Here is a 25,313-nt window from a genome sequence, read left to right as displayed (position 1 = left end):
TGTTCCGGTTTCCCGGTATCAGCAGATGGTTTCACCACCGTCGGCAACAATCACCTGCCCGGTAATGTAGGCACTGGCCGGGGTCGCCAGGAAAACAGCCAGGCCGGCAATATCGATCGGATCACCGATGCGCCGAAGCGGGGTTTTGTCTTCTGCCCGCTTTACGCGAACCGGGTCCTCCCAAAGCGCTTTGGCAAAATCGGTCTTGATCAGGCCCGGCGCAATGCTGTTCACACGGATACCCTTCGGCCCCCACTCAACGGCCAGGTTGCGCGCCAGGGCAGCTTCTGCCGCCTTGGACACACCGTAAGTGCCGATAGTGGTGTTGCCGCGAATACCGGCAATACTGGACAGCAGCACCACAGAACCTGAGCCCTTTTCGGCCATCTGTGGCAGCACCATATTGGTGAGCCAGAAGGTTCCCTTGACGTTGGTGTCCATGATCTTGTCCCAGGCGTCGTCGGTCATTTCCGCGGTCGGACCATACACCGGGTTGGTCGCGGCGTTGCAAACCAGAACGTCGATGGTGCCCCAGGCTTCGTTAGTTTTGTCGACCAGGTTTTGCAGGTCCTCCTTCTTACCGACGTGGCAAGCGATGGCCATGGCATCAAAGCCCTGGGCCCGCATTTCACTGGCAACCTGCTCACAGGCTTCAGCCTTACGGCTGGAGATCACAACCCGGGCGCCACAGCGGGCCATTTCTTCGGCAATGGCCCGGCCAATGCCCTTGGTGGACCCTGTGATAACAGCCACTTTCCCGGTCATATCAAATAATGGATTAGTCATTTCCGAATCCTTATTACTCTGGGTAACAGCTGTTTCAGCGGTACCGACGCAATTCAAGTTTGGCGACGGAATCCAGGTGAACCTCATCCGGGCCGTCTGCCAGGCGCAGGGTACGGACTTTCGCCCAGGCCGACGCCAGGAAGGTGTCCTGGCTGACGCCAGCACCACCGTGCACCTGTATTGCGCGGTCGATGACCTTCAGGGCCATGCTCGGGGCAATCACCTTGATCATGGCAATTTCCTGACGGGCCACTTTGTTGCCTACGGTATCCATCATATGGGCAGCCTTGAGGGTCATCAGGCGAGCTTGCTCGATGTCGATGCGACTACGGGCAATGTCTTTCCGGATGGAATCAAATTCGGACAGCGGGCGACCAAAGGCCTCACGGGCATTCGCGCGCTTGCACATCAGCTCCAGCGCACGCTCGGCGACACCGATGGTGCGCATGCAATGGTGGATACGGCCCGGCCCGAGGCGCCCTTGGGCGATTTCAAAGCCGCGACCTTCACCCAGCAGGATATTACTGACCGGTACACGCACGTTGTCGTAGTGAATCTCGGCGTGGCCGTGCGGCGCATGGTCATAACCGAATACCGTCAGCGGGCGAATCATTTTCACCCCGGGTGCATCCAGTGGCACCAGAATCATCGACTGCTGCTGGTGCTTGGGAGCGGTGGGATCGGTTTTGCCCATAACGATGGCAATCTTGCTGGTGGTGGTCATGGCACCTGAAGACCACCACTTACGACCGTTGATAACGTACTCGTCACCGTCCCGACGGATCTCGCAAGCAATGTTGGTTGCGTCAGAGGAAGCGACGTCCGGCTCTGTCATGGAAAAGCAGGAACGGATTTTTCCATCCAGAAGCGGCTTCAGCCACTGCTCCTGCTGCTCCGCGTTACCGTAACGGGCAATGGTTTCCATGTTGCCGGTGTCCGGCGCGGAGCAGTTGAATACTTCGGGAGCCATCTCGGAACGGCCCATAATCTCGCACAGATGTGCGTACTCGAAGTTTGTCAGCCCGGCACCCAGATCACTTTCTGGCAGGAACAGGTTCCACAGCCCGGCAGCCTTCGCTTTTTCTTTCAGCCCTTCAATGATCGGAACCGGTGCCCAGCGGTTCTCCGCGGTTGCCACCTGATGGTGATGCTTTTCTTCATTCGGGTAGATATAGGCATTCATGAACTCGGTTAATTCGGCCTGCAGTTTCTTGGCCTTGTCAGACAGCTCGAACATATCCGTTTCCTCTCTGTTCAGTTATTTGCGACTGCTACTAACGCCGGCAATCGCGTTAGCAGGCATTCAGACGGGAACGCCTTCAGGTTTCTCACTACCAGAACGAATCCGGAAAGTGCCCTCACCGATTGCAAGCAGGTTGCCCAGCTCGTCGTGAACTTCACCGGTACTGTTAAAAATCCTGCTTCCACCCGCGCGCTTACGACCGGTCACCCGGATTACGCCCCCGGTGCACTGCCCGGTAAACGTGGTGGTCAGCGAAAGCGTAATGGCTTTGCGCATGCGCCCGGGGTAGGGGCAGTAGGTGCCGGCTTCGGCCATGGCAATATCCAGCAGGGAGGTCAGTACTCCACCATGGATCACACCACCCAGATTCAGGTGATCCGCCTGGATTTCCAGCTCGATCACGGCTTCATTTTCTTCCCACGATACCTGCCGGTAGCCCAGCATGTTGTGAAAACCCGGCAAGTCTTTGCCACCGGTAATGTGCAGACTACTGTTGTTCATCAGACTTTCATTCCAGGCAGGTTGAGGGACGCTGTGTTGCCGCCATCAACGGCCAGGGCCTGACCGGTAATGTAACTGGCATCGTCACTGGCGAGAAAAAGGATGGCGGCAGCAATTTCCGCGGGATCGCCATAACGGCGCAACTCACAACGGGAGCCGAGCTTGTGGGCCTTTTCGTGTGCCCGGGCATAGTCAAAGACTGTCTGAGTCATACCGGTTTCAACCAGCCCGGGACAAACTGCGTTTACCCGCACGTTGTCCAGCCCCAGGTCACAGGCTGCGGTCATGGTCAGGTTGATCACGCCGGCCTTTGATGCGCTGTAGGCATTGCCTCCAGCCCCCGAACGAATACCGGCAACCGATGCGGTATTGACAATGCTGCCCTTCTTGCGGGCCTGCATGTGAGGTGCAACGTGCTTTATCGTCAGCATGGTTCCCAGCAGGTTTACAGCGAGCACTTTCTCCCACTCGTCACGACTGTTCTCGGTGACCGGCGGATGGGCTCCGGAAATACTGGCGATACCGGCGATATTGCACAGCACATCAATCTGGCCAAAGGTTTTCATGGTTTCGGCTACCAGGGCAGTTACCGCAGCCTCATCCGCAACATCTGCCACCCGACGCAGCACAGATACACCATCGGCCATCTGATTCTCGGTTTCGAGCAAGCCGCCCTCGGCGACATCAACAAGCACAACGGATGCCCCTTCGCGACCCAGCCTGAGTGCGGTTGCCCGCCCGATACCACTTCCGGCCCCGGTGACGATTGCCACTCGCTGAACAAATCGCCCCATGAAATTCTCCCTCGCTAACATGATTTATTTTTGTGTGTTCTATTTTGCTTTCCAGATAATTTGTCACGCACAACGGTTATGAGTCAATATAATTGGAAGTTAATTTCATCTAGCAAAACTACAACATCAAAGGATGACAAAATGAAAACGCAATTTGACGAAATGCCCGTATACGCTCCCACTGACTCCGGCGAAGCCATGGAGGCCATCGGTTTTCGTATTCAGGCCTTTGCCAGCGGACAAGGCGACAAGACCGCGATCATCGACGAAAAGGGAGCGCTCAGCTGGGCCGGTCTGCTGCATGAGGTCAACCGCATTGCCAACAAGCTGCGACAAACCGGCCTTAAAAAAGGCGACTGCGTTGCGGCCTTGTCGGAAAACAGCAGGGAAATGGTGGCCCTCTATCTGGGAACCCTGGTGGCGGGTGGCTGCATGGTGCCGCTTTCCGGTATGGCCAGCGGCGAATCCCTGGCTCTGATGATTCGTGACTGCGGCTCCAGGTTCCTGTTCGTTTCCCGTAAAAACCTCGATATCTGGGCCGAAGCCAGCCTCAGGGCCGGCCTGAATCACGATGAGGTGATCGGGCTGGACAACGATGCTGCCGGACAGCATTTAAAGGACTGGCTGGGCTCGATTCCCGCCGAGCCAGACCCGGCGCCGGTAACACTGAACGATCCGTTCAACATCATTTACAGTTCAGGCACGACCGGAACTCCCAAGGGCATACTCCACGACTACCGGTTCCGCCAGCGGCAAATGGTCAGGATGAGCCGGTTCGGGCTCAACGGTGAAGCCGTTAACCTTGTATCGACACCAATGTACTCCAACACCACCCTGGTATCGGTGCTACCGACCATTTTCTATGGCGGCACCCTCGTGCTGATGGCCAAGTTTGATGCCCGTCGCTTCCTTGAACTGGCAGAACAGCACAAAGTCACTCACGCCATGCTGGTGCCCGTGCAGTTTGAGCGCATATTGGCGGTTCCGGACTTCGACCAGTTTGACCTTTCAAGCTTCAAGCTCAAGCTCTGTACCAGTGCGCCGCTCCGGGCCCATGTGATCGCCGAAACCATGAAACGCTGGCCAGGCAATATCCGGGAGGTCTATGGCCTCACAGAAGGCGGCATTTCCACCAGCCTCGACTGCGCTGCCTATCCGGACAAATGGGATACCGTCGGAGTGCCCACCGAAGGGGCTGAAGTAAGGGTGGTCAGCGAAGATGGCAAGGAGCTGCCTCAGGGTGAGATCGGCGAGATTGTCGGGCGCGCGATTTCCATGATGCGGGGTTACGTAAACCGCCCGGAGCAGACCAGGGAGATGCTGTGGCAAAGCCCCGATGGACTTGCCTTTTATCGCAGCGGCGATATGGGCCGCATTGACGAAGACGGCTTTGTTCATATTCTCGACCGCAGGAAAGACATGATTATTTCCGGCGGTTTCAACATCTACGCCGTAGACCTGGAAAAAGTCGTCCTCAGCCATCCTGCGGTATCCGATGCTGCGGTTATCGGCATACCCAGCAGCCAATGGGGCGAAACTCCCCTCGCTCTGGTGGTAAAGAAATCCGGATGCCAGGAAACAGAAGAGGAAATCCGGGACTGGGCCAACCAGCATCTGGGCAAGACCCAGCGCCTCAGTGCCGTAGAGTTCCGGCAGGAACTGCCTCGCTCTACCATTGGCAAGGTCTTGAAGCGGGAGCTAAGAACGCCTTACTGGGATAACAGCGCCGGTTAACGGCGCTGCATGCGACTCAAAGCATTACGGCAGTCGTCGGAACGCAAGCGCTCACTGAACACACCGCGCTCCCGCTCCAATGCCTGCTGCACCTGGTCGCGCCATGGCGCCTTCATTAAACGCTTGCTGGCCCGCAATGCCTCTCGGGGCTTTTCTCCCAGCCTGCCCGCCAGGGCCAGGGCCGAATCCACAGCCTGTCCATCATCTACCACCCGGCTTACCAGGCCACATTCACCGGCCTGGGTGCCATCCAGGGTTTCACCAAGCAACAGCAATTCAGCAGCCATCCGGGAGCCAAGGTGCAATGGCATGGTCACAGTTGAAGCAGCCTCCGGCACCAATCCCAAATCGACAAAGGCAGTTTTGAACCTGGCCGAGCGCCCCGCAAATACGCTGTCGCAATGGAGCAACATAGTGGTGCCAATACCAATCGCCAACCCTTCCACCGCCGCTATCACCGGAGTATCACACGCCATCAATTCTTCAATGAATGCAAGGCCGGCAGAGGGTTTCGGGTTTTCGTCCGTAGCCCGCGCCCGGAAATCATCAAGATCGTTGCCGGCGGTAAACACACCTTCAGCACCCGAGATGACGATGGCATGCACATGCTGGTCAGAACTTGCCTCCCGCACATAACCTGCCAGCTGCTCATACATGTTTCGGTTCAGGGCGTTCTTTTTATCCGGACGATCTATGACAAGATGGATCGTTTTTTCTTGGCTATATTTCTTGATCATGTACATCTCCTGGGTGTCGCCCTCCCCCTCTGAAACAGGAGAAAAACGTCCTATTGCAAATGGCAAATCTTGTGATAAAGTCGAACAACAAAAGTTCACGGTGCAGTCTTATATTCTGCACTGCGAAACACGAGCAATGCAACTATAACAAATACTGGAGCAAACTTATGAGCTTCCTTGCCACATTCAGAAAAAACCTTACTACCTATGCATCCGCGTTAACACTGGGTGTATCCGCTGTTATCGCCAGCGCACCTGTATACGCTGAAAAAACCTACACCTGGAAGGTTCAGTCCCACTGGCCAGGCTCCAGCAGCTCCTACCAGGACAGCCTTGGTCGACTGAAGGATGTGATCGAAGAACGCTCTGAAGGCCGGATCAAGCTCCAGCTGTTTGAAGCAGGCGCCATGTTCAAGGCCACAGAAACCTTCAATGCCGTGAGTCGTGGCATTCTGGAAATGGGTACGATTTCTCCCGGTTATGCCCAGGACAAGATGACCCTGGCCGGCATTGCTTCTGGCCTGCCCTTCGCATTCCGAAACGTTTGGGAAGCCGCGTACTTCCACCAGAACATGGGCTTCGAACAAATGCTGCGGGATGAAGCCGCCAAGTCTGGCGTTTACTGGGCAACCGACAAGGTTTACCCGACCGAAATGGTTACCAGCAAACCCATCAACAGCTGGGAAGACTTCAAGGGGCTGAAAATCCGTTCCTCCGGTGCGCTTCAGAAGTTCCTGACCGAAGCCGGTGCTTCCGCTTCCTATATCCCGGGCAGTGAACTGTACACCGCACTGGATTCCGGCATTGTAGACGGCGCCCACTGGGGCGCTGCCCAGGGTGCTGCGAGCATGGGCCTGTATGATGTTGCCAAATACCACGTTCAGCCTGCGCTGAACATTGCCGGCACCGATGTCATCATCGTCAGTCAGAAGGCCTTGGACAAACTTCCGGAAGACCTGCAGCAGGTGGTGAAACAGGCTCTGGATGAGCAATTCTGGATCCGCACCAACCAGTATCTGTACAAAGAGCGTATCGCCCTGGCCAAAGCCGTTGCTGATCAAGGTGTTGAAGTAAACGTGATGCCTGAAGATGTTCAGCAGAAGCTTGCCCAGACAGCCCAGGGCATGTGGGATGAAGAAGCCAAGCGCAGCGATGAGGCCAAGAAGGCTCTGAGCCTGCTCAAGCAGTTCCTTGGCGAACTTGGCTACCTCTGATCCTAAACGCAACACCACAGGCCCTGATTAACCCCCGGGGCCTGTTTTCTCAGTTCACACCCAAGTCCCCCGGAGAGTGCCATGAGCGTAGTCAGCGCATTCATGAAAGGCGTCACCAGGCTCAACGAGTACGTTGGCCGATGTATAGCCCTGATCGTCTTTCCCATGTTTGTCTTTCTGATACTTGAAGTAGCTCTGCGCTATTTTTTCAATTCACCTTCGGTGTGGACAAATGAACTGACACAGCTGCTGTTCGGTGTATACGCAGTAATGTCTGGCGGATACATCATGGCCCACCGCGGGCACGTGAATGTCGATCTGCTGCACTCGACGCTTAAGCTGAGGGCCCAGGGCTTTGTCGACATTTTCACCTCTATTCTGTTTTTCATTTTCATGCTGGCGCTGGTCTGGTTCAGCTTTGACATGGCCTCTGAGTCGTTCGAAAGCCGGGAAACCTCCTTTTCTGCCTGGAACCCGCCTATCTGGCCAGCCAAGGGAGCCATCTTTGTTGCCTCTGTTTTGATGCTGCTGCAAGGCATTGTGAGGTTGCTGGAGGATATCGCCATCGCATTTAACCTGAGCTATTACGACCCCGCCGAGCGGAAAAGCCATTCTGAAGAAGGAGAAGCATAATGAGCATTGAAGTCATGACGCTTCTTTTCTTTGGTTCGCTGCTGTTTTTCCTGTTGCTTGGCCTGCCACTGGCATTTGTGCTGGGTGGTGTGTCTGTTGTTTTTCTTTATTTCACCTGGGGCTTTGACTCCTTCTACATGGTGGTTTCCCAGATCTGGGGCACCATGGAAAGCTTTACATTGGTGGCCATACCACTGTTTGTATTCATGGCAATGATTCTTGAACGCACAGGTGTTGCGCGAGACTTGTACCGCATGATGTATCTCTGGTTCGGCGGCCTCCGGGGCGGCCTGGCCATCGGTACTCTGGGTATTTGTGCGGTATTTGCAGCCATGGTGGGCATCAGCGGTGCGGCAGTGGTCGCTATGGGTGCGATCGCACTCCCCTCCATGCTCTCCCGGGGTTACGACAAGCAGATGGCACTCGGGGTTATCAATACCGGTGGCGGCTGGGGTGTTCTGATTCCGCCAAGTATCCTGATGATTCTGTATGCCCTGATTACGGGTGTATCCGTAGGCAAGATGTTTGCTGCAGGTGTTATGCCCGGCATTATGCTGATGGTACTCACCACCCTCTATATTGTTGTCCGCTGCGCCCTGCAGCCAGACCTGGCACCAGCGCTTCCTAAAGAAGACCGGGCATCCTGGCCTGAAAAGTTCCGCGCCCTGCGCTCTGTTCTCCTGCCGATCAGCGTGGTGGGAATGGTACTGGGCTCCATCATGGGCGGGCTCACCACACCGACAGAAGCCGCAGCCATAGGTGTCCTCGGTGCGCTGATTTCAGCAGCGGTCTACGGCGAGTTCAAATGGTCGGTACTGAATGAAGCCGCGATCCGTACACTCAAGCTGACCGGCCTAACGATGTGGATTTTGTTTTCGGCCCACGCATTCAGCTCCGCCTATCAGAGCATGGGCGCCCAGGCTCTGATAGAAAGCATCATGGCCATGATTCCAGGCGGAGCCTGGGGAACCGTCATTGCCATGATGATCATCATCTTCTTTCTGGGGATGGTTCTGGATCCTGTCGGCATCATGATGATCACTCTGCCGGTGTTTATCCCGATTATTACTGCCTTAGGCTTTGACCCAATCTGGTTCGGTATTCTGTTCGTGATCAACATGGAGATTGGTTACAAGACACCACCGTTTGGTTTCAACCTGTTCTACCTGAAAGGTGTAGTGCCTCCGTCGGTCACGATGAGCGATATCTACAAGTCGATCATACCGTTTGTGCTGGTAGAAATTGTTGGGATCATCCTGATCATGATCTTCCCGGAGATCGCAACCTGGTTGCCGGAATTACTCTTCTGAGATATCAAGAAGGCCTGAACGACCTCAGGCCTTCTTGCTTTTATTAATTGCAAATCGACCTGTCAGAGTCGCTCACAAGCAAAGGAACTTATTTGCCCGCTCCAATCCAGGGGTCTTCAAGTTGCCCTGCTCGCTGCAGCCAGTTCATAGACCGATGAACCCGCAGGCTGAGATTGGCGGGGCAGCCGCCTCGCTCATCGCGGTGGCACTGCTTGAGAGTGTCATAATTCATGGTTCGGTCTATCCGTTCATACAGTCCTGGTTTTCGGTTTCAATCCTTCACATATTCCCAAATCAGCTTCAACGCTTCTTCCATATGCTCAACCCGGTGGCTGCCACCCTCAAAGCTATAAACCGGAAAATAATCCCCAAGCGCCCCGACGGTGTCATTCCACGGAAGCAGTTCATCCCCCTGATCCAGCAGCAACAGCCCGCTGCCCCAGCGGGTGAAAGAATAGTAGCCAGAAACCACTTCGTCTGTCAGTTGATAGGCCTACCCTGATGATCGACATCCGGGCCTATCCAGGACGTGAAAGTGTGGGCAGAATCCGTCACAGGATTGATGGCGACAACCGGAATACCGGCTTCGGCTCACAGAATGCCCGCCAGCCATCTTCCCATCGACGTCCCAACCAGAAGATCCGGATTCACTTGCATCAGCTTAGCCAAGCTCTCTTCGATAACGTCTTCCGACCCTTGGGCTAATCAATGTCGTTATGAGGACACGACATACGCATTAGCTTGATGACGATATCTTGCTGTGTTCTTGAGCTCATAGTTTAGCCGGCCGTTGGTGCTGAAGAGTGCCCACCTTTTTGCTAGGTAGTACTGACACCATCGGGAATTACGGCTGGCTTCCGGGCTAAAAGAACGTGTCGAACTCAAGCAGCATAACTATGGAGTGGGCGCCCCAGCGATTGGCAGAGGTACAAACACAAGCTACGGTCGCTAAGCGGACATTCGGGTACGACGTTTGACAAAAAGCGTGAATGCCTGGCGAATGGACATTTGCCAGCCAACCTCTTCAGCGATCCGGCCGCGGCAGTTCAGGTAACATGGCCTCTACGTCAATCGAGTAGGTAGCGAAAAAATCTTCCGCCGCCTCAATGAGAGCTTTCTCGGTTTTGAGTATCCCAAGATAGACCGGCCATTCTGAGTCTATCAGTTCCGTGCTGTAACGCTCCGGATCAATGCCCCCCATCATTGTCAGAAACCGGAACTCCGTTTCGTTCATGACGATGTAATCGCAACGTTTGCGCAAAAACATTAGCAGCATCTGCTGTGTGTTGTATCCGTCATGGCGCACCAGCTGAGTCCCTATCCGCCGCTCGAGCTGGTCACTGTATACAAACCATCTACGAAGACAGATGCTTCCCGAGATATCATCGAAGGAATCCGTTGGCATGCCAGGCTGCGCGAACACCCGGTCGCGCCAGGTTAACACCGGCCCTACAGCGTGCATTTGGTCCGGCAAAGGCATCCAGTGCGGGCTGGCGAAAACCGCGTTGGCGAGTCCTCGTTGCAGGGCCCAGATCTGGCGTTTGCGGGCCATCGGGCGGAAGTCGGCTTCGATACCAGTCTCCATGGAGAAGTCTTTGATCACCTCGACCAAAACTCCCTCGCTGAGACCTTTGCCATAATAAAACGGCAGGAAGCCCTCGTCCGAACCCATAATCTGAAGGGTTTGGGAGGAAACCGGGAAGAACCAGAATGCCGTGATGATAAACAGGACTACTCTCATTCGGTCCTCGTTGGACTGATTAATCGGGCAAGGCCGTCGTTTGCCCGACTCTGCCTCGCCAGTTAAAGACAGTTTGGCTCGGATTCTGGCCAGATGCCATGAGAAAGTCGATATCGCGGCGAATCATCCCGGCGGTCGTGTCCGCATCTATTTAGTTAGGGATACTCCAGTTTTTTACACAGAAACCTATTCCCAGCGCGCCTGCGAATAGCTGAACACCGGCAGCGACAACTGCCAGCGGATGGCAGCCATGCGCAAGAGCAGGCCAACACTGAAGGCAGCCAGTAACGTGATGTTCTCGCTCAGGCCCTGGTTCAGCAGCTCCAGATAAAGCAATGCCACCACCAGAGAGACACTGGCATAGAGTTCGTGACGCAGAACCTGCGGCGTGCGGTTACAGAGGATGTCGCGGAGGATGCCGCCGAATATGCCGGTGGTAATGCCCGACATCACCACCACGATGGTGTCGTAACCCAGTTTCAGGGCGACATTGCAGCCAATCACGGTGAAGGCCACCAGCCCGATGGCGTCCAGTACCAGAAACAGCTGGTGCAGGTGGCGCATGAAGCGGGCAATGGCGATAGTGATCAGGCCACCGGTGATGGTCATGTAGATGTAGCGAGGGTGCTGGGTCCAGGTCACGGGAAAGTTACCCAGCAGGATGTCCCGAACGGTGCCGCCACCTAGGGCGGTCAGGAAGGCTATCAGGGCCACGCCGAACAGATCCATGTTCCTGCGCCCGGCGGCCAGCGCCCCGGACATGGCTTCCGCGGTAATGGCAATCATATAGATAGAGGTCAGCACACAGGTCTCCTGCGTTTCTGTGGCCTCTCCCCCTGTCCCTGATACCTGAGAGTTTACAGAGCCCGGCTCCGCTTGCCCCTTCGGTGGACTGTGTCGACAGTCTCTCTCCAGACGGCGTTATCGAATGCCCGCAGTACCTGTGCCTGAGCGTTTATGGGAGTTTGCGCCTTCGGCGGGGCCAGCCGGCCCACTCTCCTGCGGAAGGCGCGCATTATAGGCACACCTTCTGGCTACGTCGAGCGAGCAAAGCTGTGGGACTCCCCGACGCTGCCTGAACCGGCTTGCGCTCTTCAGCCCTTGAAACCCTTGGCCACCAGATACACCTCCCGGGACCTGGCCCGGGACGAATCCGGCTTGCGAACCACCACCTTATCGAAGGACTCGCGCACGGTTTTCACATACTCATCATAGCCTTCACCATGGAACACCTTGGCAACAAAACTGCCTTTGGGTTTGAGCACCTGGCAGGCCATATCCAGGGCCAGTTCCACCAGATACATGGAGGCCGCCTGGTCTGCGGCGTTTACGCCACTGATGTTGGGGGCCATATCCGAGATCACGACGTCGGCACGGGCCCCGTCCAGTATCGCCATGATCTGGTCGAAGACCTCCTGTTCGGTGAAGTCGCCCTGGATGAATTCGACGCCGGCAATCGGATCCATCGGTAAAATGTCAGACGCCACCACGCGGCCCTTGTGGCCCACCAGTTTCGCCGCCACCTGAGACCAGCCGCCCGGGGCCGAACCCAGATCGACGACCAGGTCCGTGGGTTTTATCAGCCGATCCTTGTTGTTGATTTCCAGCAGTTTGTAGCTGGCACGGGAACGATAGCCATCCTGTTGCGCCTGTTTTACAAAGGGGTCGTTTACGTGCTCTTCGAGCCATCGGTTACTGCTTTTCGAGCGTGCCATCGCCTGCCTTCTGTTCACTGCGGGAAAAACGGCATTGTACGCCGCCGCCAGTGACGCCGCAAAAACCAGCCACTTCCTGACAAGCCAGCCACGCCCCCGTACAATAGCGCCTGATCACATGCCTCATTAAAAACATCATCGCCCGGCCCCGGCCGTGCCAGGCACCATGGAAAGCAGACCGTGAAACTGGACGACATCAAAAAGCTGCATCAAAAGAAATACCGCCAGTCGTTCGGACAGTTTCTGGTGGAAGGCGAACATCTGGTACTGGAGCTGGAAAAAGCGGCGAAGCAGGTGCCCCACTGGCGCAACGCCCAACTGTACGTAACCAGCGCCTACGAGCACTGGCCCAGCCCCTGGCCCACGCACGTCATCAGCGACCGGCAGATGGCCCAGCTATCCGATACCAGAACGCCTCAGGGCATCCTTGCGGTGGTGCCACTGCCAGCGGCTGCCAGCGGCCAAACCGCTCCCAAGGAAAAAGCCATCTACCTCCACGAGGTGCAGGATCCCGGCAATCTGGGCACCATCCTGCGCACGCTGGCCTGGTTCGGTGGTTTCCGGTGCCTGCTAAGCCCTGGCAGCGTCGATCCATTCAATCCGAAGGTGGTGCGCGCCAGCATGGGCGCCATATTCCATGTACCGCTGGAAACCGAGGTTGACCTGAACACGCTGGGCCAACGATACGCCCGCATCGCCTGCCTGGACATCGGCGGCGACGCCATTACCACGCCCGAATTCCAGGCCCAGGACTGCTACCTGTTTGGCAATGAGGCCCGCGGCGTGCCGAAGCAAGTCCTGACTGAACTGGGTGCCCACGCCTACACCATCCCCGGTGCGGCCGCTATCGAGTCGCTGAACCTGGCCTCCGCGGTCAATATGGCGGTTTATGAGCTGAACCGCGTCTGAGTCCCCCGGATTAATTCCGGCCTTTACTTGCCAGTCGCTGAACCGGTTACCTATGGTGGAACGTAATCCCGTAGGACATCATTCACTGAAAGGATCGGTTCAGCCATGGAGTTCTCCAACCCGACTGCAATTCTCGAACGCCAACATGCCATCGGTTTAACCCGCACGCCCAATCTGGCCGAGGGAGCCCCGGACACCAAACGCCAGGAAATCGCGCGTTATTTCACAGACACCTTCGACACCTACACGCGCCTGTTCGATTGCCTGGCTGATGACTCCGGCTATTACCAGAAATCTATCCCGCTCCGGCATCCGCTCATTTTCTACCTTGGCCACACCGCCACCTTTTTTGTGAACAAACTGGTGCTGGCCAAGATCCTGAAAGAACGCATCAACCCCAACATGGAATCCATCTTCGCGGTGGGTGTGGATGAAATGAGCTGGGACGACCTGAACGACGATCACTACGACTGGCCCGCTGTCCAGGAAGTGCTGGACTACCGGGCACAGGTGCGCCAGACCGTGCTGGAGTTGATCGAAACCATGCCACTCTCGCTGCCAATTGACTGGGACAGTAACTGGTGGCCCATCGTGATGGGCATCGAACATGAGCGTATTCACCTTGAGACTTCCTCGGTGCTCATCCGCCAGCACGCGCTGGAACGCGTTCAACCGCAACCGGAATGGGCGCCCATCCGGGAAACCGGCGAGGCACCGGAAAACGAGTTGCTCACCGTTCCCGCTGGCAAGGTACACATTGGAAAACCCTACGACGATGCCTTTTACGGCTGGGACAATGAGTACGGCGAGCATCAGGCCGACGTCGCCGAGTTCAAGGCCAGCCAGTACCTGGCGAGCAACCAGGAATTTCTGGAATTTGTCGAGGCCGGCGGCTATCAACAAGACGAATACTGGAGCGAGGAGGGCCTGGCCTGGCGAAGCTTTGCCGCAGCTAAACACCCCACCTTCTGGCGCTGGCAGAATGGCTGGCAACTGCGCCTGATGACTGAAGAGGTGGAGATGCCCTGGGACTGGCCGGTCGAGGTCAACTATCACGAGGCCAAGGCGTTCTGTGAGTGGAAACGTGAGCAAACCGGCAAACCCATCCGCCTGCCCACGGAAGACGAGTGGTATCGCCTCTGTGACGAAGCCGGCGTCCGGGAAGTGGGTGAATCCCCGGCCAACGCCAACCTCCACCTGGACCATGGTGCCTCGTCGTGTCCGGTAACGCGCTTTCGCCACGGCCAGTGGTTCGATGTGGTTGGCAACGTCTGGCAGTGGACCGAAACGCCCACCTATCCGTTCGACAACTTCAAAGTGCATCCACTGTACGACGACTTCACCACACCCACGTTCGACGGCCAGCACAATCTGATCAAAGGCGGCTCCTGGATTTCCTGTGGCAACGAAGCAAGGCTGGCCTCCCGTTATGCCTTCCGTCGGCATTTCTTCCAGCATGCAGGCTTCCGCTACATCACCTCCGAGGCCCAGGCTGTTCAACCCAACGCCTACTACGAGAGCGACCGGCTACTCACTGAATACGCCGAGTTCCATTACGGCGACAGCTGGTTTGGCGTCGCCAATTTCCCGAAAACCATGGCGGCACTGGCCCTGGACGCTATGGCCGGCAAAAAGACCGGGAAAGCGCTGGATCTGGGCTGTGCCTGTGGCCGGGCAAGTTTTGAGCTGGCGCGCCAGTTTGACGAGGTTGAAGGTGTCGATTTCTCTGCCAACTTCATACGTCTGGGGGTGGAGATGGCCGAGCAGGGCGCCATCCGTTATTCACTGACCGAAGAAGGCGAACTGGTCAGCTACCACACCCGCACCCTGAAAGAACTGGATCTCGAAGATACCGCCGCCAAGGTGGCGTTCTATCAGGGCGATGCCTGCAACCTGAAGCCCCAGTATTCCGGTTATGACCTGGTATTGGCCGCCAATCTGATCGACCGCCTGTACCGGCCACGTCGTTTCCTGGAGTGCATCCACGATCGCATTAACGAAGGCGGGCTGCTGATTATTGCCTCCCCGTATACCTGGCTTGAAGAACACACCCCGAAAGAGGAATGGCTTGGCGGTTTCAAGAAGGATGGCGAAAATCACCGAACGCTAGACGGCATTCGAGAGTGCCTGGGAGAGCACTTCAGGATGGTGGGCGAGCCCCGGAAAGTGCCCTTCGTGATCCGCGAGACCGAGCACAAGTTCCAGCACACGCTGTCTGAAGTGACCGTGTGGGAACGCAAACCCGCCAGGAGCTGAGTGTGATGCCGGCGTTACCAGCTTCTGCTTACGAGGCTGGTAGCGCCGCCAAGGCCGACAGGCCACGCTCGCAACCACCCAGATACCCACCACCGAACAGGTTGTAGTGGTTGAGGTAGTGGTACAGGTTATAGATTTCACGCTTGGTGGCGTAGACCTCAGTGCGCGGGTATACGCGATCGTAGGCACGATAGAACGCCGCGCCGAAACCGCCAAACATCTCGGTCATGGCAAGGTCCGCCTCCCGGTCGCCCTGATACACCGCCGGGTCAATCAGCCAGGGGCCATTACGGTCAAACATCACGTTGCCGTTCCACAGATCGCCGTGCAGCAGGCTCGGATGTTCGCAATGCTGATCCAGCCAGTTGGCCAGGCGGGCACCACAGGTTTCCAGGGTGCGCTCGAACCTGGCTCGCACCCCGGCATCTGAGATCCGGCTGACCTGATACTTCAGCCGCTGCTCCAGAAAAAACCGGCCCCAGGAATCTGTCAGCGTATTGGGTTGAGGTGCCAGGCCAATGAAGTTGTCGCGGCGCCAGCCATATTGATCCCGAGCCAGCAGGTGCAACTGCGCCAGCCCCTCCCCCAACGCAGTGAGGCACTTGTCGTCGGGCGGTGCTGAGTCAATCCGCCTGAGGGTAAGTCGGTGCTGGTTCACCTCCATAACTTCCGGAATACGGAGTGCTTCAACCCCTGCCTGTTGCAACCCGTCCCGAAGAGATTCCAGACCCTCAGCTTCGCAGATCAGCGCATCGGCATAGCCCGTGGTATTGGTTTTAACGTGCATATTGACTCCTGATTAGCGCGGGTATGGATCTGTTTGCGCCATAAAACCGTAGCAGGATTCTGCTAAGATACTTTGCATCCTACCCTCACGGAGTCCATTCCCAGTGCCCATCCGAGCTCTTTTTGCCCGCATTAGCCTCTTACTCGTGCTAGCACCCGCTTCCGCCAATGCGGAACAGTTCAACCTTGCCTGGGACAACGATCTATTCACTGGCAGCGACCGGGGCTACACCAATGGCGTGCGCCTGTCTTACCTTACCAATACAGCCGAAGACTCCGGCGGAGGCTCAGCCCGACTTGCAAGGGCGGGCAGAGATAGTCTGTCATTTCTGCCCGGCGTCGGCGACGCCGACAACAACCATGCAATGAGTGTCAGTCTGCGTCAACTCATGGTGACACCGGCAGACATTAGCCAGGAAGAGCCTCAATTCAATGATATCCCCTACGCCGGTCATCTCTCCCTGAGCAGCACCCTCTGGAGCTGGAGTGCTGACAGTATTACGGGGTACGGCGCTCACATTGGCGTGGTTGGTCCTGAAAGCGGCGCCGAAGCCAGCCAGAAATGGGTACACAAAATCACCGGGAGCGAACGCCCCAAAGGATGGGACAACCAGCTAGGGACCGACGTGGTTGGCGGATTTCAGGCGGCCCACGGGCGCAAACTGTTGCAAGCGGGGCAACGCGGCGACCTTGAACAACAGTTTTCAGCGGTAGGCTCCGGCCTGCTGTCCAGTTTTCGAACCTCCGCGACCGTTGGCGTGATCTGGCGGATGGGCAGAAACCTTCCGGCCAATTTTATACCGGATTACGCCGGCAGCTCCTCGGCCATCGCGCTACCCGGCTCTTTCAGTGACGCGAAAAGCGCCTGGTCAGTATTCATAGGCCTGGGGGCGGAATACGTTGCCTATTCTTATCTGGAGGACAATTCCGGGCCCTACCGGTTCAGTGAAGGCCCCCTGCTCGGCCAGCTAGGCCTGGGCGGCACCTGGCAGTGGGACAACCTGCAAGCGGCGCTGATTTTGCGGGCCACGACGGGGGAAGAACAGCGTAACCAGGATAACTTCAGCTTTGGCACGCTGTCTTTTAGCTGGGCACTGTAAGCGCCTAGCCCTCCCGGACTTCAGGCTTCGCCAACCACTCACGCCCTTTGAGCATACCGTGCCAGTACAAAGTGGGCAGCTGCTTGGCCTTGAGCCACCAGGCAGCGCGTGTGGCTTTGGTGCCATCATTCACCCACTGCGGGAAACTGGGCTGAAGCACGCCGTTATAGCCAAATTCCGCCAGCACGATACGGCCGTTCTCTACCGTCAACGGGCAGGAGCCGTACCCGAGGTAAGCCGCAGGCAGGGGCTGATTCCGTAAACTTGCAATAAGGTTTTCCGCCACGACCGGCGCCTGCTTCCGAACGGCTGCGGCGGTTTTGGCATTACCGGTGCCGCTCACGTCGCCAAGTCCGAATATATTGGCAACGGTTTTGTGTTGGAGCGTATCGTCCGCCAGATTCAGCCAGCCACCGTCATTGGCCAGAACGGACTCGCGGATGAAACCGGGCGCTCGCTGGGGCGGCACCGCGTGCAGCATATCAAAATCCAGTTCCCGATCCTGGCTGTTACCTTCAGCGTCCGTAAGCCGGAACGTGGCTTTGCGGGCGGGGCCGTTGACCGCCACCAGATTGCTCTGAAAGTTGACCTGAATACCGTATTTATCAATGTATTCCTGAAGTGCCGGGACATAAGCCGGTACACCGAACAGAACCGCTCCGGCATTATGAAACTGAATATCGAGCTGGCCAAGAACTCCGTTTCTGCGCCAATGGTCGGAAGACAGATACATCGCTTTCTGCGGCGCCCCGGCACATTTGATGGGCATGGGTGGCTGGCTGAACAGGGCCCTTCCCTTTTTCAGGGCCTGTACCGTTTGCCAGGTGTATTGCGCCATACCTTGACGGTAGTTGGACGTCACACCATTGTCCCCAAGCGCGGATTCCAGGCCATCAATGGCAGACCAGTTCAGCTCCAGCCCCGGCGCCAGCACCAGTGCCTGATAGGAAATACTCGAACCGTCCGCCAGCCTTACCTGATTCTGCTCCGGCATTACGCCCGAAACCGCCTGCTGATACCAGGAGACAAAACCCGGCATCACCTGTGACATGGGCCGGGAGGTAACCTCCGGCTGAAAAACGCCGCCACCGACCATGGTCCAGCCTGGTTGATAGTGATGGGTCGCGGATGGTTCCAGGATCGCGATATCCAGACGGCGGTCCCGTTTGTGCAGGCTGGACGCCACCGAGATACCGGCAGCGCCGCCACCAACGATAACAACGCTGTGGTGCCGATCGGCCCCCGCCGGTTCTGTTCTGCTGTTCATGCCTCTACCCTCTTGTGTTTATTTGCACGGCATTTCATCTTGATACATATCAAATCCTAACACCATTTTAGATATATCGTTATATCATAAAGGAATATATCGCCGCGCAAGGTCTTCCTGTCTCATAGCGCGCAGGGTGGAGAAGAGCCCGGTGACAGACAGAACAGTGACATTGTCACTGAAGCTCCAATAGCCCCGCGTCTAGGATTGGCATGTGAACCATCAAAACTCAGGAGTGACCCAATGACGAATGCCATCAAGACTTTTGTACTGTCGCTGTTGTTCGCGGCTCCACTGACAGCCGTTGCGGAGAATCAAAAGGCGAACAACGGCAGTAAAGAAAACACCGTAGACGAGGTTCTGGTGATTCTTTCCAGCGACTCCCCGCAAACCCAGGGTATGGCGATGGTGCTGTCCAACACCATGGCCCAGAAAGGTGCCAAGGTGAATGTGCTTCTATGCGACGAAGCCGGCGCCCTGGCCCTGAAAACTTATGAGGCCAAGCCCCTGGCACCGAAAAACGTCACCCCGGGCCAGATGTTGCGCGGTTTGATGAAAGCCGGTGGTACGGTGAATGTGTGTGCGCTGTACCTGCCCAACAGCGAACACAGCAAAGAAGATTTGATGGAGGGTGTCGGCGTTGCAACCCCACCGTCGATGGCGAACCAGATGCTGGATCGCAAGACGAGGGTTTTTACTTTTTGACTGAAGTGATTGAATTTCTGTCCTGGAGCGGAGTGGCCGCTCCAGGCTGACAGCCGTGTTGGTCAGGTCCCTGATGCCGGGAAACGATAGATTTTCTCGGGGTTGGCCTTGGTCGACCAGGGCAGGCCAGAATTCTGCCAGCCGTTTTGCACACGGAATCCTTTCTTTTCGCCGTCCTTCACAGTACTGCCCTGGAAGCCGTTGTCGATGTACTTCACGTTGGTAAAGCCACGTTCCAGAAGGTAATCAGCACTGGGCTTGCCGCGGGCGGAACCGGAGCGGCACATGGTGATGATCAGGGAATCCCGCGTCAGTCCCTTTTCCTTCAGCGCGGCATCAACCTGGGCAACAAAATCCTCGTTGATATCCATGGCGAAGACACCTTTCTCATCGTTCCAGCGCGTACGATCCACCAGCTGGAACGGAATGTTTCGGTCCACCGCATCGGTAAAGCCGATGAACATGATTTCCACCGGATCCCGGACATCAATGAACAGCAGATGGTCACCTTGCTCCTGAACCGCGTCCCAGGTCTGCTCCGGAGTCACAGACAGTGCATCTTCCGCTTGGGCTGACATGGCAACCGTCAAAAAGAAAAGCACAGACACAACAATCGGTTTCATAACGCGTACTCCTGCCTACTTTTAAATTTCTTCTGAGTATAACTTTATAACCTAAATGAAAACGGGAGAGCACGGCTTTTCTGCGCGACGAAATGCCGCAGAAAGATCCAGAAATTGCAGACCGGAATCAAACTTGATGAACGTCAAGCTCAGAACCAACTCTCGCGTTTTTGCGATGAACCGCGCTGCCACTCTGTTACGTTGGAACCAGATGGATACCAAGTTGTTCTCAAAGGAGAAAGCGACATGATCAAGCATCCACTGGCAAAAGCACTCACCCTGAGCCTGGGCGTGGCAGCAGGCTCCGCCATGGCGGACAACCTGATGGAGCGGGCCAACAGCATGTTCGAGCCCATTCCCAAATACCCACCGGTGATTGATGGCAATGAACTCACTCAGGCCAAGGTTGAACTGGGCAAGATGCTGTTCTTTGAACCGCGCCTGTCTTCCAGCCATCTGATCAGCTGCAACACCTGCCACAACGTGGGACTGGGCGGTGATGACGAGCTCCCTACCTCTATCGGCCATGGCTGGCAGAAGGGTCCACGGAACTCGCCGACTGTGTTCAACGCCGTATTTAACGCAGCCCAGTTCTGGGATGGCCGTGCCGCCGACCTGGCCGAACAGGCCAAAGGGCCTGTACAGGCGGGTGTCGAGATGAGCAGTACGCCGGACCGGGTGGTGGCTACCCTGAAGAGTATGCCGGAGTACATCGAGCGCTTTGAGGACGCATTCCCGGGCCAGGAAAATCCAGTCACCTTCGACAATATGGCTGTTGCCATTGAAGCCTATGAAGCAACACTGATCACCCCGGAAGCACCTTTCGACAAATATCTGCGCGGCGACACCTCCGCGCTGAACGAGAGTGAGAAAGAAGGTCTGGCGCTGTTCATGGACCGCGGCTGTACCGCCTGCCACAGCGGTGTGAACCTCGGCGGTCAGAGCTACCATCCATTCGGGCTGGTTGCCAAGCCGGGTGCCGAGATCCTGCCAGAGGGCGATAAAGGCCGCTTCTCTGTCACCGAAACCGCGTCTGACGAGTATGTGTTCCGCGCCTCTCCGCTGCGTAACATCGAGCTGACCGCGCCCTATTTCCACTCTGGCGCCGTCTGGAGCCTGGAAGAAGCCGTTGCGGTGATGGGTACGGCCCAGCTGGGCACCGAGCTGAACGATGATGAAGTGAAATCCATTGTCGCCTTCCTCAAGACCCTGACCGGCAATGTTCCGGAAGTAACCTATCCGGTACTGCCACCAAGCACCGTCAATACGCCCAAGCCCGTGGACATGATCCCGTAAGTCACGGGCTCTGCATTCACCCTCGAAGGCGCGCTTTCCCGGCGCGCCTTTTTTGTTGAGGTTGGTCATACTATCCGGACAACTACCCACCTTTGTCCGCTTGTGCGGTTGCTGATGAGCAAGCTATCGTCTGTTTTCTTTCTTAGAGACAGGCTAGAGGCTATGAATCCGACCATTGAACTTCTGAAATCCCACCGCTCTATCCGCAAGTTCAAGGACCAGCAGATCCCACGGGAGTTGTTCGAAGAGCTGATTCGTGCCGGCCAGAGTGCCGCCACCTCCAATCACGTTCAGGCCTACTCCATCATCCATGTGGTCAACCCGGAGAACCGCCGTAAGATCGCCGAACTGGCCGGCGGCCAACCCTATGTCGCCAACAGTTCCGACTTCCTGGTCTTCTGTGCCGATATGAAACGGGCGACCGAAGCCGCTGAGCGGGCCGGTGCCGAGGTGATACGAGGTATGACCGAGCAACTGCTGGTTGCCACCATCGACACCGCCCTGATGGCACAGAATGTCGCCATTGCCGCGGAATCCGAGGGACTGGGACTGTGTTACATCGGAGGTATTCGTAACAACCCGCAGGACGTGAGCGAGATTCTGAAACTGCCGGAACATGTCTACCCGGTATTTGGCATGTGCCTCGGCTACCCCGATCAGAACCCGGAAGTTAAGCCCCGGCTGCCACTTTCCGCGATTCTGAAAGAAGACGCCTACACCGATGCCGATGACACCGCACTGGTGACCCGTTTCGACCAGACCATGAATCAGTATTACCAGGCCAGAAGCAGCAGCAACAAGGACACCACCTGGTCCGAACAGCTGAAGCCACTGTTTACCTCAAAACTGCGCCCGCACATAAAAGCATTCCTGAATGGTCGCGGCTTCGGCACTAAATAGATCGATTTTTTCGATGTATTTGCCTCAGTAAATACGATTCTTGCGGCAACCGCCTTAGACTAAAGTATGCCCCCTTTGTTCGTTTGCTACTGAAAGGGGCATACCCATGGCGGGCTTCGATACCGATATTCTTCTGATTGGCGGCGGCGTTATGAGCGTCACGCTGGCCTCTCTGATTCAGCAACTGGACAGCTCCCGGTCGATCACCCTGGTCGAACAGGGTCAGGAGCTGGCCGGAGAAAGCTCGGACGCCTGGAACAACGCCGGCACCGGTCACGCCGGTTATTGCGAACTCAACTACACCCCCGCCAACCCCGATGGCAGCGTTTCCGTAGAGCGGGCGCTCGCCATCAACGAGCGCTTCGAGCTCTCACTTCAGTACTGGAGCAGCCTGGTTGAGAAGGGGCTCCTGCCCGCACCGGCCAACTTCATTCGCCGGGTGCCACATCTGAGCTGGGTTGAGGGTGCCAGGGCCTGTGAATTTCTGAAAACCCGCCACAGAGCCCTCGAGGGCCAACCGCTGTTTCAGGAGATGGAGTTCAGCGATCAGCCAGACACCCTCGCTCGCTGGCTCCCGCTTATCCACGGTACCCGGCAAGCCTTTGAGCCGGTCGCAGCTACCCGCGTCGCCCACGGCAGTGACGTCAATTTTGGCGCACTGACGCGCCTGCTGGGGCGCTCCCTGGCCCAGCACGCCTGTGATATTCAGCTCCAGTGCCAGGTAACCGATATCAAGCGCGAAGCCGGCGGCTGGCGCGTGAGCCTGCATCACCTGGGCAGCGGCGAGAAACGCAGCATTACCAGCCGTTTTCTGTTCATTGGCGCGGGCGGAGCGGCCCTGTCATTGCTGCAGAAGACCGGTATTCCGGAAATTCGCGGCTACGGGGGGTTCCCGGTATCCGGCCTGTGGCTGGCCTGCGATAACGAAGACATGGCCCTGTCACACAACGCCAAGGTCTATAGCCAGGCACCGGTTGGCGCCCCACCCATGTCGGTGCCCCACCTGGACACCCGGTTTATCAATGGCAAGGCGGCGCTGCTCTTCGGCCCCTTCGCTGGCTTTACCACCCGCTTCCTCAAAAGCGGCGATCGATCGGACCTGATCCGCTCAGTTCGCAGCCACAACCTGCGGCCGCTGATCGACGTTGGCGTGCACAACTGGCCGCTGACCCGATACCTGATCAAAGAAGCTCTCAGCCCCAAATCGGCCCGCCTCGGCGAACTGGCGCGCTTTATGGAGGACCCGGATCCGGCTCAGTGGCAATTGGTGCGGGCCGGGCAGCGTGTTCAGGTTATCAAGCCAACGGCCTCGGGCCGGGGCAGTCTGGAATTCGGCACCGAGGTTTTGAGCACTGAGGACCGATCCCTGGCAGCCCTGCTGGGCGCTTCACCGGGCGCCTCCACCTGCGTCTCCGCAATGCTGGAGGTTATAGAACGTTGTTTCCCGGAACTGATTCAGGGCCAACCGCTGCAAACCCTGCAATCGCTGATTCCGAGCTACGGTCAATCGCTTCAGGCCAACCGCCAACTGCTAGCCGATGTCCGCCGCTACACCCTTAACACCCTGGGACTGAACACCGGGGCAGAACAAACTCAAACTGAACGGAGCCTGTACGCATGATGATAGGGATTCCCAGAGAACGACAAGACGGTGAAAACCGTGTGGCCATTATCCCATCCGGAGTTTCCACCCTGCTGGAGGCCGGCTACGAGGTGGTGGTCGAGAGTGGCGCTGGCAGTGCCGCCCATTTCACCGATGACGACTATCGCCACGCCGGGGCCATCATCGCCGACGATGCCGACGCCTTATATCGTCAGGCCACAGTCATCCTCAAGGTTCGGGCGCCCTCCTCAGAGGAAGCGCGACTGATTCAGCAAGACGCCACCCTGATCTGCCTGCTCGATCCCTGGTTCAACCAGCCTTTGCTGGAACAGCTCGCCGGGCAAAACGTACAGGCATTTGCCCTGGACCTGGTGCCCAGAACCACCCGCGCCCAGTCCATGGACGTGTTGAGTGCCATGGCGGGCATCAGCGGCTACCGCGCCGTCCTCAGTGGCGCTATGGCCCTGCCCCGTTACTTCCCCATGCTGATGACCGCCGCCGGCACCATTCATCCGGCCCGGGTACTGGTCATTGGCGCCGGTGTTGCAGGTCTGATGGCCATTGCCACCGCCCGCCGTCTGGGCGCAGTGGTCGAGGCCTACGATCTTCGCCCTGAGGTGAAAGAGCAGGTGGAGAGCCTGGGCGCCGATTTCATTGAAATCGAAGTGCCTGAATCCGATACCACCGGAGACAGCGGTTATGCCAAGGCGCAGAGCGAGGCGTTCTACACCGCCCAACGACAGCAACTGGCAGACTGCGTCGCCCGCGCCGACCTGGTAATCACCACGGCGGCGGTACCCGGAAAACCGGCTCCCAAACTGATTGACCAGGAAATGATTCACCGAATGAAGAGCGGCTCGGTCATCGTGGATCTGGCGGCCGACAAAGGAGGTAACGTGGAAGGCACCGTTCTGAACCAGAAGGTGGATGTGGACGGCGTTACCCTGGTCGGCCATGCCAACCACCCCTCCCGCGTACCGGTGCACGCGTCCCAGCTGCTCACCCGCAACATTACCGCCTTTTTGCTCAACATGACCGAAGACGGTCGTGTGGTACCCAAGCTGGAGGACGAGATTGTTGCGGCCACACTGGTGGTCCAGCACGGCAGCGTCCGCCACAACGCCGAGACTCGAGACACTCCGCAAACTTCAACCCAAAAGGACACGGACTGATGGAACTGTTTGCACTCAGCTTTACCATTTTCATTCTGGCATTGTTCGTCGGGGTAGAACTGATCAACAAGGTTCCGCCCACCCTTCATACCCCGTTGATGAGCGGCACCAATGCCATCTCCGGCATCGTAATCGTCGGCGCGATCATCAGTGCGGGCAGCACAGAGCTGTCGCCTAATGTCGCCGGCGTTCTGGGCTTTATCGCTGTCACCCTGGCCAGCATCAATATCGTAGCTGGCTTTCTGGTGACGGATCGCATGCTGAATATGTTCAAGCGGAAGGGATAAC

General features: G+C 57.1%; 26 protein-coding genes and 2 riboswitches. Of the genes, 13 read left to right on the top strand and 13 right to left on the bottom strand.

The window, feature by feature from the left end; translation table 11 throughout:
- Window positions 1-18 precede the first annotated feature (18 nt).
- The 4 genes from JIF53_RS17685 to JIF53_RS17670 form a co-directional block, all read right to left on the bottom strand.
- Window positions 19-786: an SDR family NAD(P)-dependent oxidoreductase gene (locus JIF53_RS17685; protein ID WP_031210154.1), complete on the bottom strand. Its 768-nt coding sequence runs from the start codon at window positions 784-786 to the stop codon at window positions 19-21.
- A 34-nt stretch (window positions 787-820) separates the two neighbouring features.
- Window positions 821-2,023: an acyl-CoA dehydrogenase family protein gene (locus JIF53_RS17680; protein ID WP_199453715.1), complete on the bottom strand. Its 1,203-nt coding sequence runs from the start codon at window positions 2,021-2,023 to the stop codon at window positions 821-823.
- A 66-nt stretch (window positions 2,024-2,089) separates the two neighbouring features.
- Entirely contained in the window at window positions 2,090-2,530 is a 441-nt protein-coding gene (locus tag JIF53_RS17675) for a PaaI family thioesterase (protein ID WP_199453713.1), read from the bottom strand.
- Window positions 2,530-3,324, bottom strand: a complete 795-nt coding sequence (locus JIF53_RS17670) for an SDR family NAD(P)-dependent oxidoreductase (RefSeq protein ID WP_199453711.1) — start codon at window positions 3,322-3,324, stop codon at window positions 2,530-2,532. Before JIF53_RS17670 ends, JIF53_RS17675 begins: the two co-directional genes overlap by 1 nt.
- A 141-nt stretch (window positions 3,325-3,465) precedes the next feature.
- Between JIF53_RS17670 and JIF53_RS17665 the strand changes: the two genes are divergently transcribed.
- Window positions 3,466-5,058 carry a class I adenylate-forming enzyme family protein gene (locus tag JIF53_RS17665; protein WP_199453709.1) on the top strand — a complete coding sequence of 531 codons (1,593 nt, stop codon included), beginning with the start codon at window positions 3,466-3,468 and terminating at the stop codon, window positions 5,056-5,058.
- Here JIF53_RS17665 and JIF53_RS17660 read toward each other — a convergent pair.
- Window positions 5,055-5,795: an enoyl-CoA hydratase/isomerase family protein gene (locus JIF53_RS17660; RefSeq protein WP_199453707.1), complete on the bottom strand. Its 741-nt coding sequence runs from the start codon at window positions 5,793-5,795 to the stop codon at window positions 5,055-5,057. The two genes, JIF53_RS17665 and JIF53_RS17660, sit on opposite strands and share 4 nt — an antisense overlap.
- A 167-nt stretch (window positions 5,796-5,962) precedes the next feature.
- Between JIF53_RS17660 and dctP the strand changes: the two genes are divergently transcribed.
- From dctP to JIF53_RS17645, 3 genes are all read left to right on the top strand, one after another.
- A complete protein-coding gene (gene dctP, locus JIF53_RS17655) occupies window positions 5,963-7,009 on the top strand; it encodes a TRAP transporter substrate-binding protein DctP (RefSeq protein WP_199453705.1) in 1,047 nt (348 codons plus the stop codon).
- A gap of 81 nt (window positions 7,010-7,090) precedes the next feature.
- Window positions 7,091-7,642 (top strand): TRAP transporter small permease subunit, encoded by a 552-nt coding sequence (locus JIF53_RS17650; RefSeq protein ID WP_023008944.1) that lies wholly within the window; start codon window positions 7,091-7,093, stop codon window positions 7,640-7,642.
- A complete protein-coding gene (locus tag JIF53_RS17645; RefSeq protein ID WP_199453703.1) occupies window positions 7,642-8,952 on the top strand; it encodes a TRAP transporter large permease in 1,311 nt (436 codons plus the stop codon). Before JIF53_RS17650 ends, JIF53_RS17645 begins: the two co-directional genes overlap by 1 nt.
- A gap of 88 nt (window positions 8,953-9,040) precedes the next feature.
- On the opposite strand, the gene JIF53_RS17640 is transcribed toward JIF53_RS17645, so the two are convergent.
- The 5 genes from JIF53_RS17640 to rlmE all read right to left on the bottom strand — a co-directional run bounded on the left by JIF53_RS17640 (window position 9,041) and on the right by rlmE (window position 12,408).
- Window positions 9,041-9,184 carry a hypothetical protein gene (locus JIF53_RS17640; protein ID WP_156509988.1) on the bottom strand — a complete coding sequence of 48 codons (144 nt, stop codon included), beginning with the start codon at window positions 9,182-9,184 and terminating at the stop codon, window positions 9,041-9,043.
- 39 nt (window positions 9,185-9,223) lie between these two features.
- On the bottom strand, window positions 9,224-9,379 hold the full coding sequence (locus JIF53_RS17635) for a hypothetical protein (RefSeq protein WP_199453701.1): 156 nt from the start codon (window positions 9,377-9,379) through the stop codon (window positions 9,224-9,226).
- Between the two features lie 597 nt (window positions 9,380-9,976).
- Window positions 9,977-10,693, bottom strand: coding sequence for a substrate-binding periplasmic protein (locus tag JIF53_RS17630; protein WP_199453699.1), 717 nt, complete (start codon window positions 10,691-10,693; stop codon window positions 9,977-9,979).
- 186 nt (window positions 10,694-10,879) lie between these two features.
- Window positions 10,880-11,479 (bottom strand): trimeric intracellular cation channel family protein, encoded by a 600-nt coding sequence (locus JIF53_RS17625; protein ID WP_206769654.1) that lies wholly within the window; start codon window positions 11,477-11,479, stop codon window positions 10,880-10,882.
- Between the two features lie 40 nt (window positions 11,480-11,519).
- Window positions 11,520-11,618: riboswitch (glycine riboswitch) on the bottom strand.
- Window positions 11,619-11,705: riboswitch (glycine riboswitch) on the bottom strand.
- A gap of 82 nt (window positions 11,706-11,787) precedes the next feature.
- Complete coding sequence (rlmE, locus tag JIF53_RS17620) at window positions 11,788-12,408, bottom strand: 23S rRNA (uridine(2552)-2'-O)-methyltransferase RlmE (protein WP_199453695.1); 621 nt, start codon at window positions 12,406-12,408, stop codon at window positions 11,788-11,790.
- Window positions 12,409-12,588: 180 nt separating this feature from the next.
- Here rlmE and JIF53_RS17615 point away from each other — a divergent pair, with 180 nt between their 5' ends.
- Window positions 12,589-13,317: a TrmH family RNA methyltransferase gene (locus tag JIF53_RS17615; protein ID WP_199453693.1), complete on the top strand. Its 729-nt coding sequence runs from the start codon at window positions 12,589-12,591 to the stop codon at window positions 13,315-13,317.
- Between the two features lie 105 nt (window positions 13,318-13,422).
- Window positions 13,423-15,573: a 5-histidylcysteine sulfoxide synthase gene (ovoA, locus tag JIF53_RS17610; protein WP_199453691.1), complete on the top strand. Its 2,151-nt coding sequence runs from the start codon at window positions 13,423-13,425 to the stop codon at window positions 15,571-15,573.
- A 28-nt stretch (window positions 15,574-15,601) separates the two neighbouring features.
- On the opposite strand, the gene JIF53_RS17605 is transcribed toward ovoA, so the two are convergent.
- On the bottom strand, window positions 15,602-16,360 hold the full coding sequence (locus JIF53_RS17605) for a fructosamine kinase family protein (RefSeq protein WP_199453689.1): 759 nt from the start codon (window positions 16,358-16,360) through the stop codon (window positions 15,602-15,604).
- 103 nt (window positions 16,361-16,463) lie between these two features.
- Here JIF53_RS17605 and JIF53_RS17600 point away from each other — a divergent pair, with 103 nt between their 5' ends.
- The gene (locus JIF53_RS17600; protein ID WP_199453687.1) at window positions 16,464-17,459 is read left to right on the top strand and encodes a lipid A deacylase LpxR family protein; all 996 of its coding nucleotides are present in this window, start codon (window positions 16,464-16,466) and stop codon (window positions 17,457-17,459) included.
- 4 nt (window positions 17,460-17,463) lie between these two features.
- Here the strand turns inward: JIF53_RS17600 and JIF53_RS17595 are convergent, their stop codons facing one another.
- A complete protein-coding gene (locus JIF53_RS17595) occupies window positions 17,464-18,726 on the bottom strand; it encodes an NAD(P)/FAD-dependent oxidoreductase (RefSeq protein ID WP_199453685.1) in 1,263 nt (420 codons plus the stop codon).
- Window positions 18,727-18,969: 243 nt separating this feature from the next.
- Here JIF53_RS17595 and JIF53_RS17590 point away from each other — a divergent pair, with 243 nt between their 5' ends.
- Window positions 18,970-19,431, top strand: coding sequence for a hypothetical protein (locus JIF53_RS17590; protein WP_153739852.1), 462 nt, complete (start codon window positions 18,970-18,972; stop codon window positions 19,429-19,431).
- A 62-nt stretch (window positions 19,432-19,493) separates the two neighbouring features.
- On the opposite strand, the gene JIF53_RS17585 is transcribed toward JIF53_RS17590, so the two are convergent.
- The gene (locus JIF53_RS17585; RefSeq protein ID WP_153739851.1) at window positions 19,494-20,054 is read right to left on the bottom strand and encodes a rhodanese-like domain-containing protein; all 561 of its coding nucleotides are present in this window, start codon (window positions 20,052-20,054) and stop codon (window positions 19,494-19,496) included.
- A 246-nt stretch (window positions 20,055-20,300) separates the two neighbouring features.
- On the opposite strand from JIF53_RS17585, the gene JIF53_RS17580 reads away from it, so the two are divergent.
- The 5 genes from JIF53_RS17580 (at window position 20,301) to JIF53_RS17560 (ending at window position 25,312) form a co-directional block, all read left to right on the top strand.
- The gene (locus JIF53_RS17580; protein ID WP_153739850.1) at window positions 20,301-21,350 is read left to right on the top strand and encodes a cytochrome-c peroxidase; all 1,050 of its coding nucleotides are present in this window, start codon (window positions 20,301-20,303) and stop codon (window positions 21,348-21,350) included.
- A gap of 162 nt (window positions 21,351-21,512) precedes the next feature.
- Window positions 21,513-22,250 (top strand): oxygen-insensitive NADPH nitroreductase, encoded by a 738-nt coding sequence (nfsA, locus tag JIF53_RS17575; RefSeq protein WP_153739849.1) that lies wholly within the window; start codon window positions 21,513-21,515, stop codon window positions 22,248-22,250.
- A gap of 106 nt (window positions 22,251-22,356) precedes the next feature.
- Window positions 22,357-23,871: a malate dehydrogenase (quinone) gene (mqo, locus tag JIF53_RS17570; RefSeq protein ID WP_199453683.1), complete on the top strand. Its 1,515-nt coding sequence runs from the start codon at window positions 22,357-22,359 to the stop codon at window positions 23,869-23,871.
- Window positions 23,868-25,025, top strand: a complete 1,158-nt coding sequence (locus JIF53_RS17565; RefSeq protein ID WP_014420290.1) for a Re/Si-specific NAD(P)(+) transhydrogenase subunit alpha — start codon at window positions 23,868-23,870, stop codon at window positions 25,023-25,025. The genes mqo and JIF53_RS17565 overlap by 4 nt, the downstream gene beginning before the upstream one ends.
- On the top strand, window positions 25,025-25,312 hold the full coding sequence (locus JIF53_RS17560) for an NAD(P) transhydrogenase subunit alpha (protein WP_011783921.1): 288 nt from the start codon (window positions 25,025-25,027) through the stop codon (window positions 25,310-25,312). Before JIF53_RS17565 ends, JIF53_RS17560 begins: the two co-directional genes overlap by 1 nt.
- The last annotated feature ends 1 nt before the right edge of the window (window position 25,313 follow it).

Origin of the sequence: Marinobacter sp. bablab_jr008, assembly GCF_016464145.1 — a bacterium.
GTDB classification, from domain to species: Bacteria; Pseudomonadota; Gammaproteobacteria; order Pseudomonadales; family Oleiphilaceae; genus Marinobacter; species Marinobacter nauticus.
The sequence above is the reverse complement of the archived record's forward strand: the minus strand, read 5'-3'. Positions and strand labels throughout refer to the sequence as shown.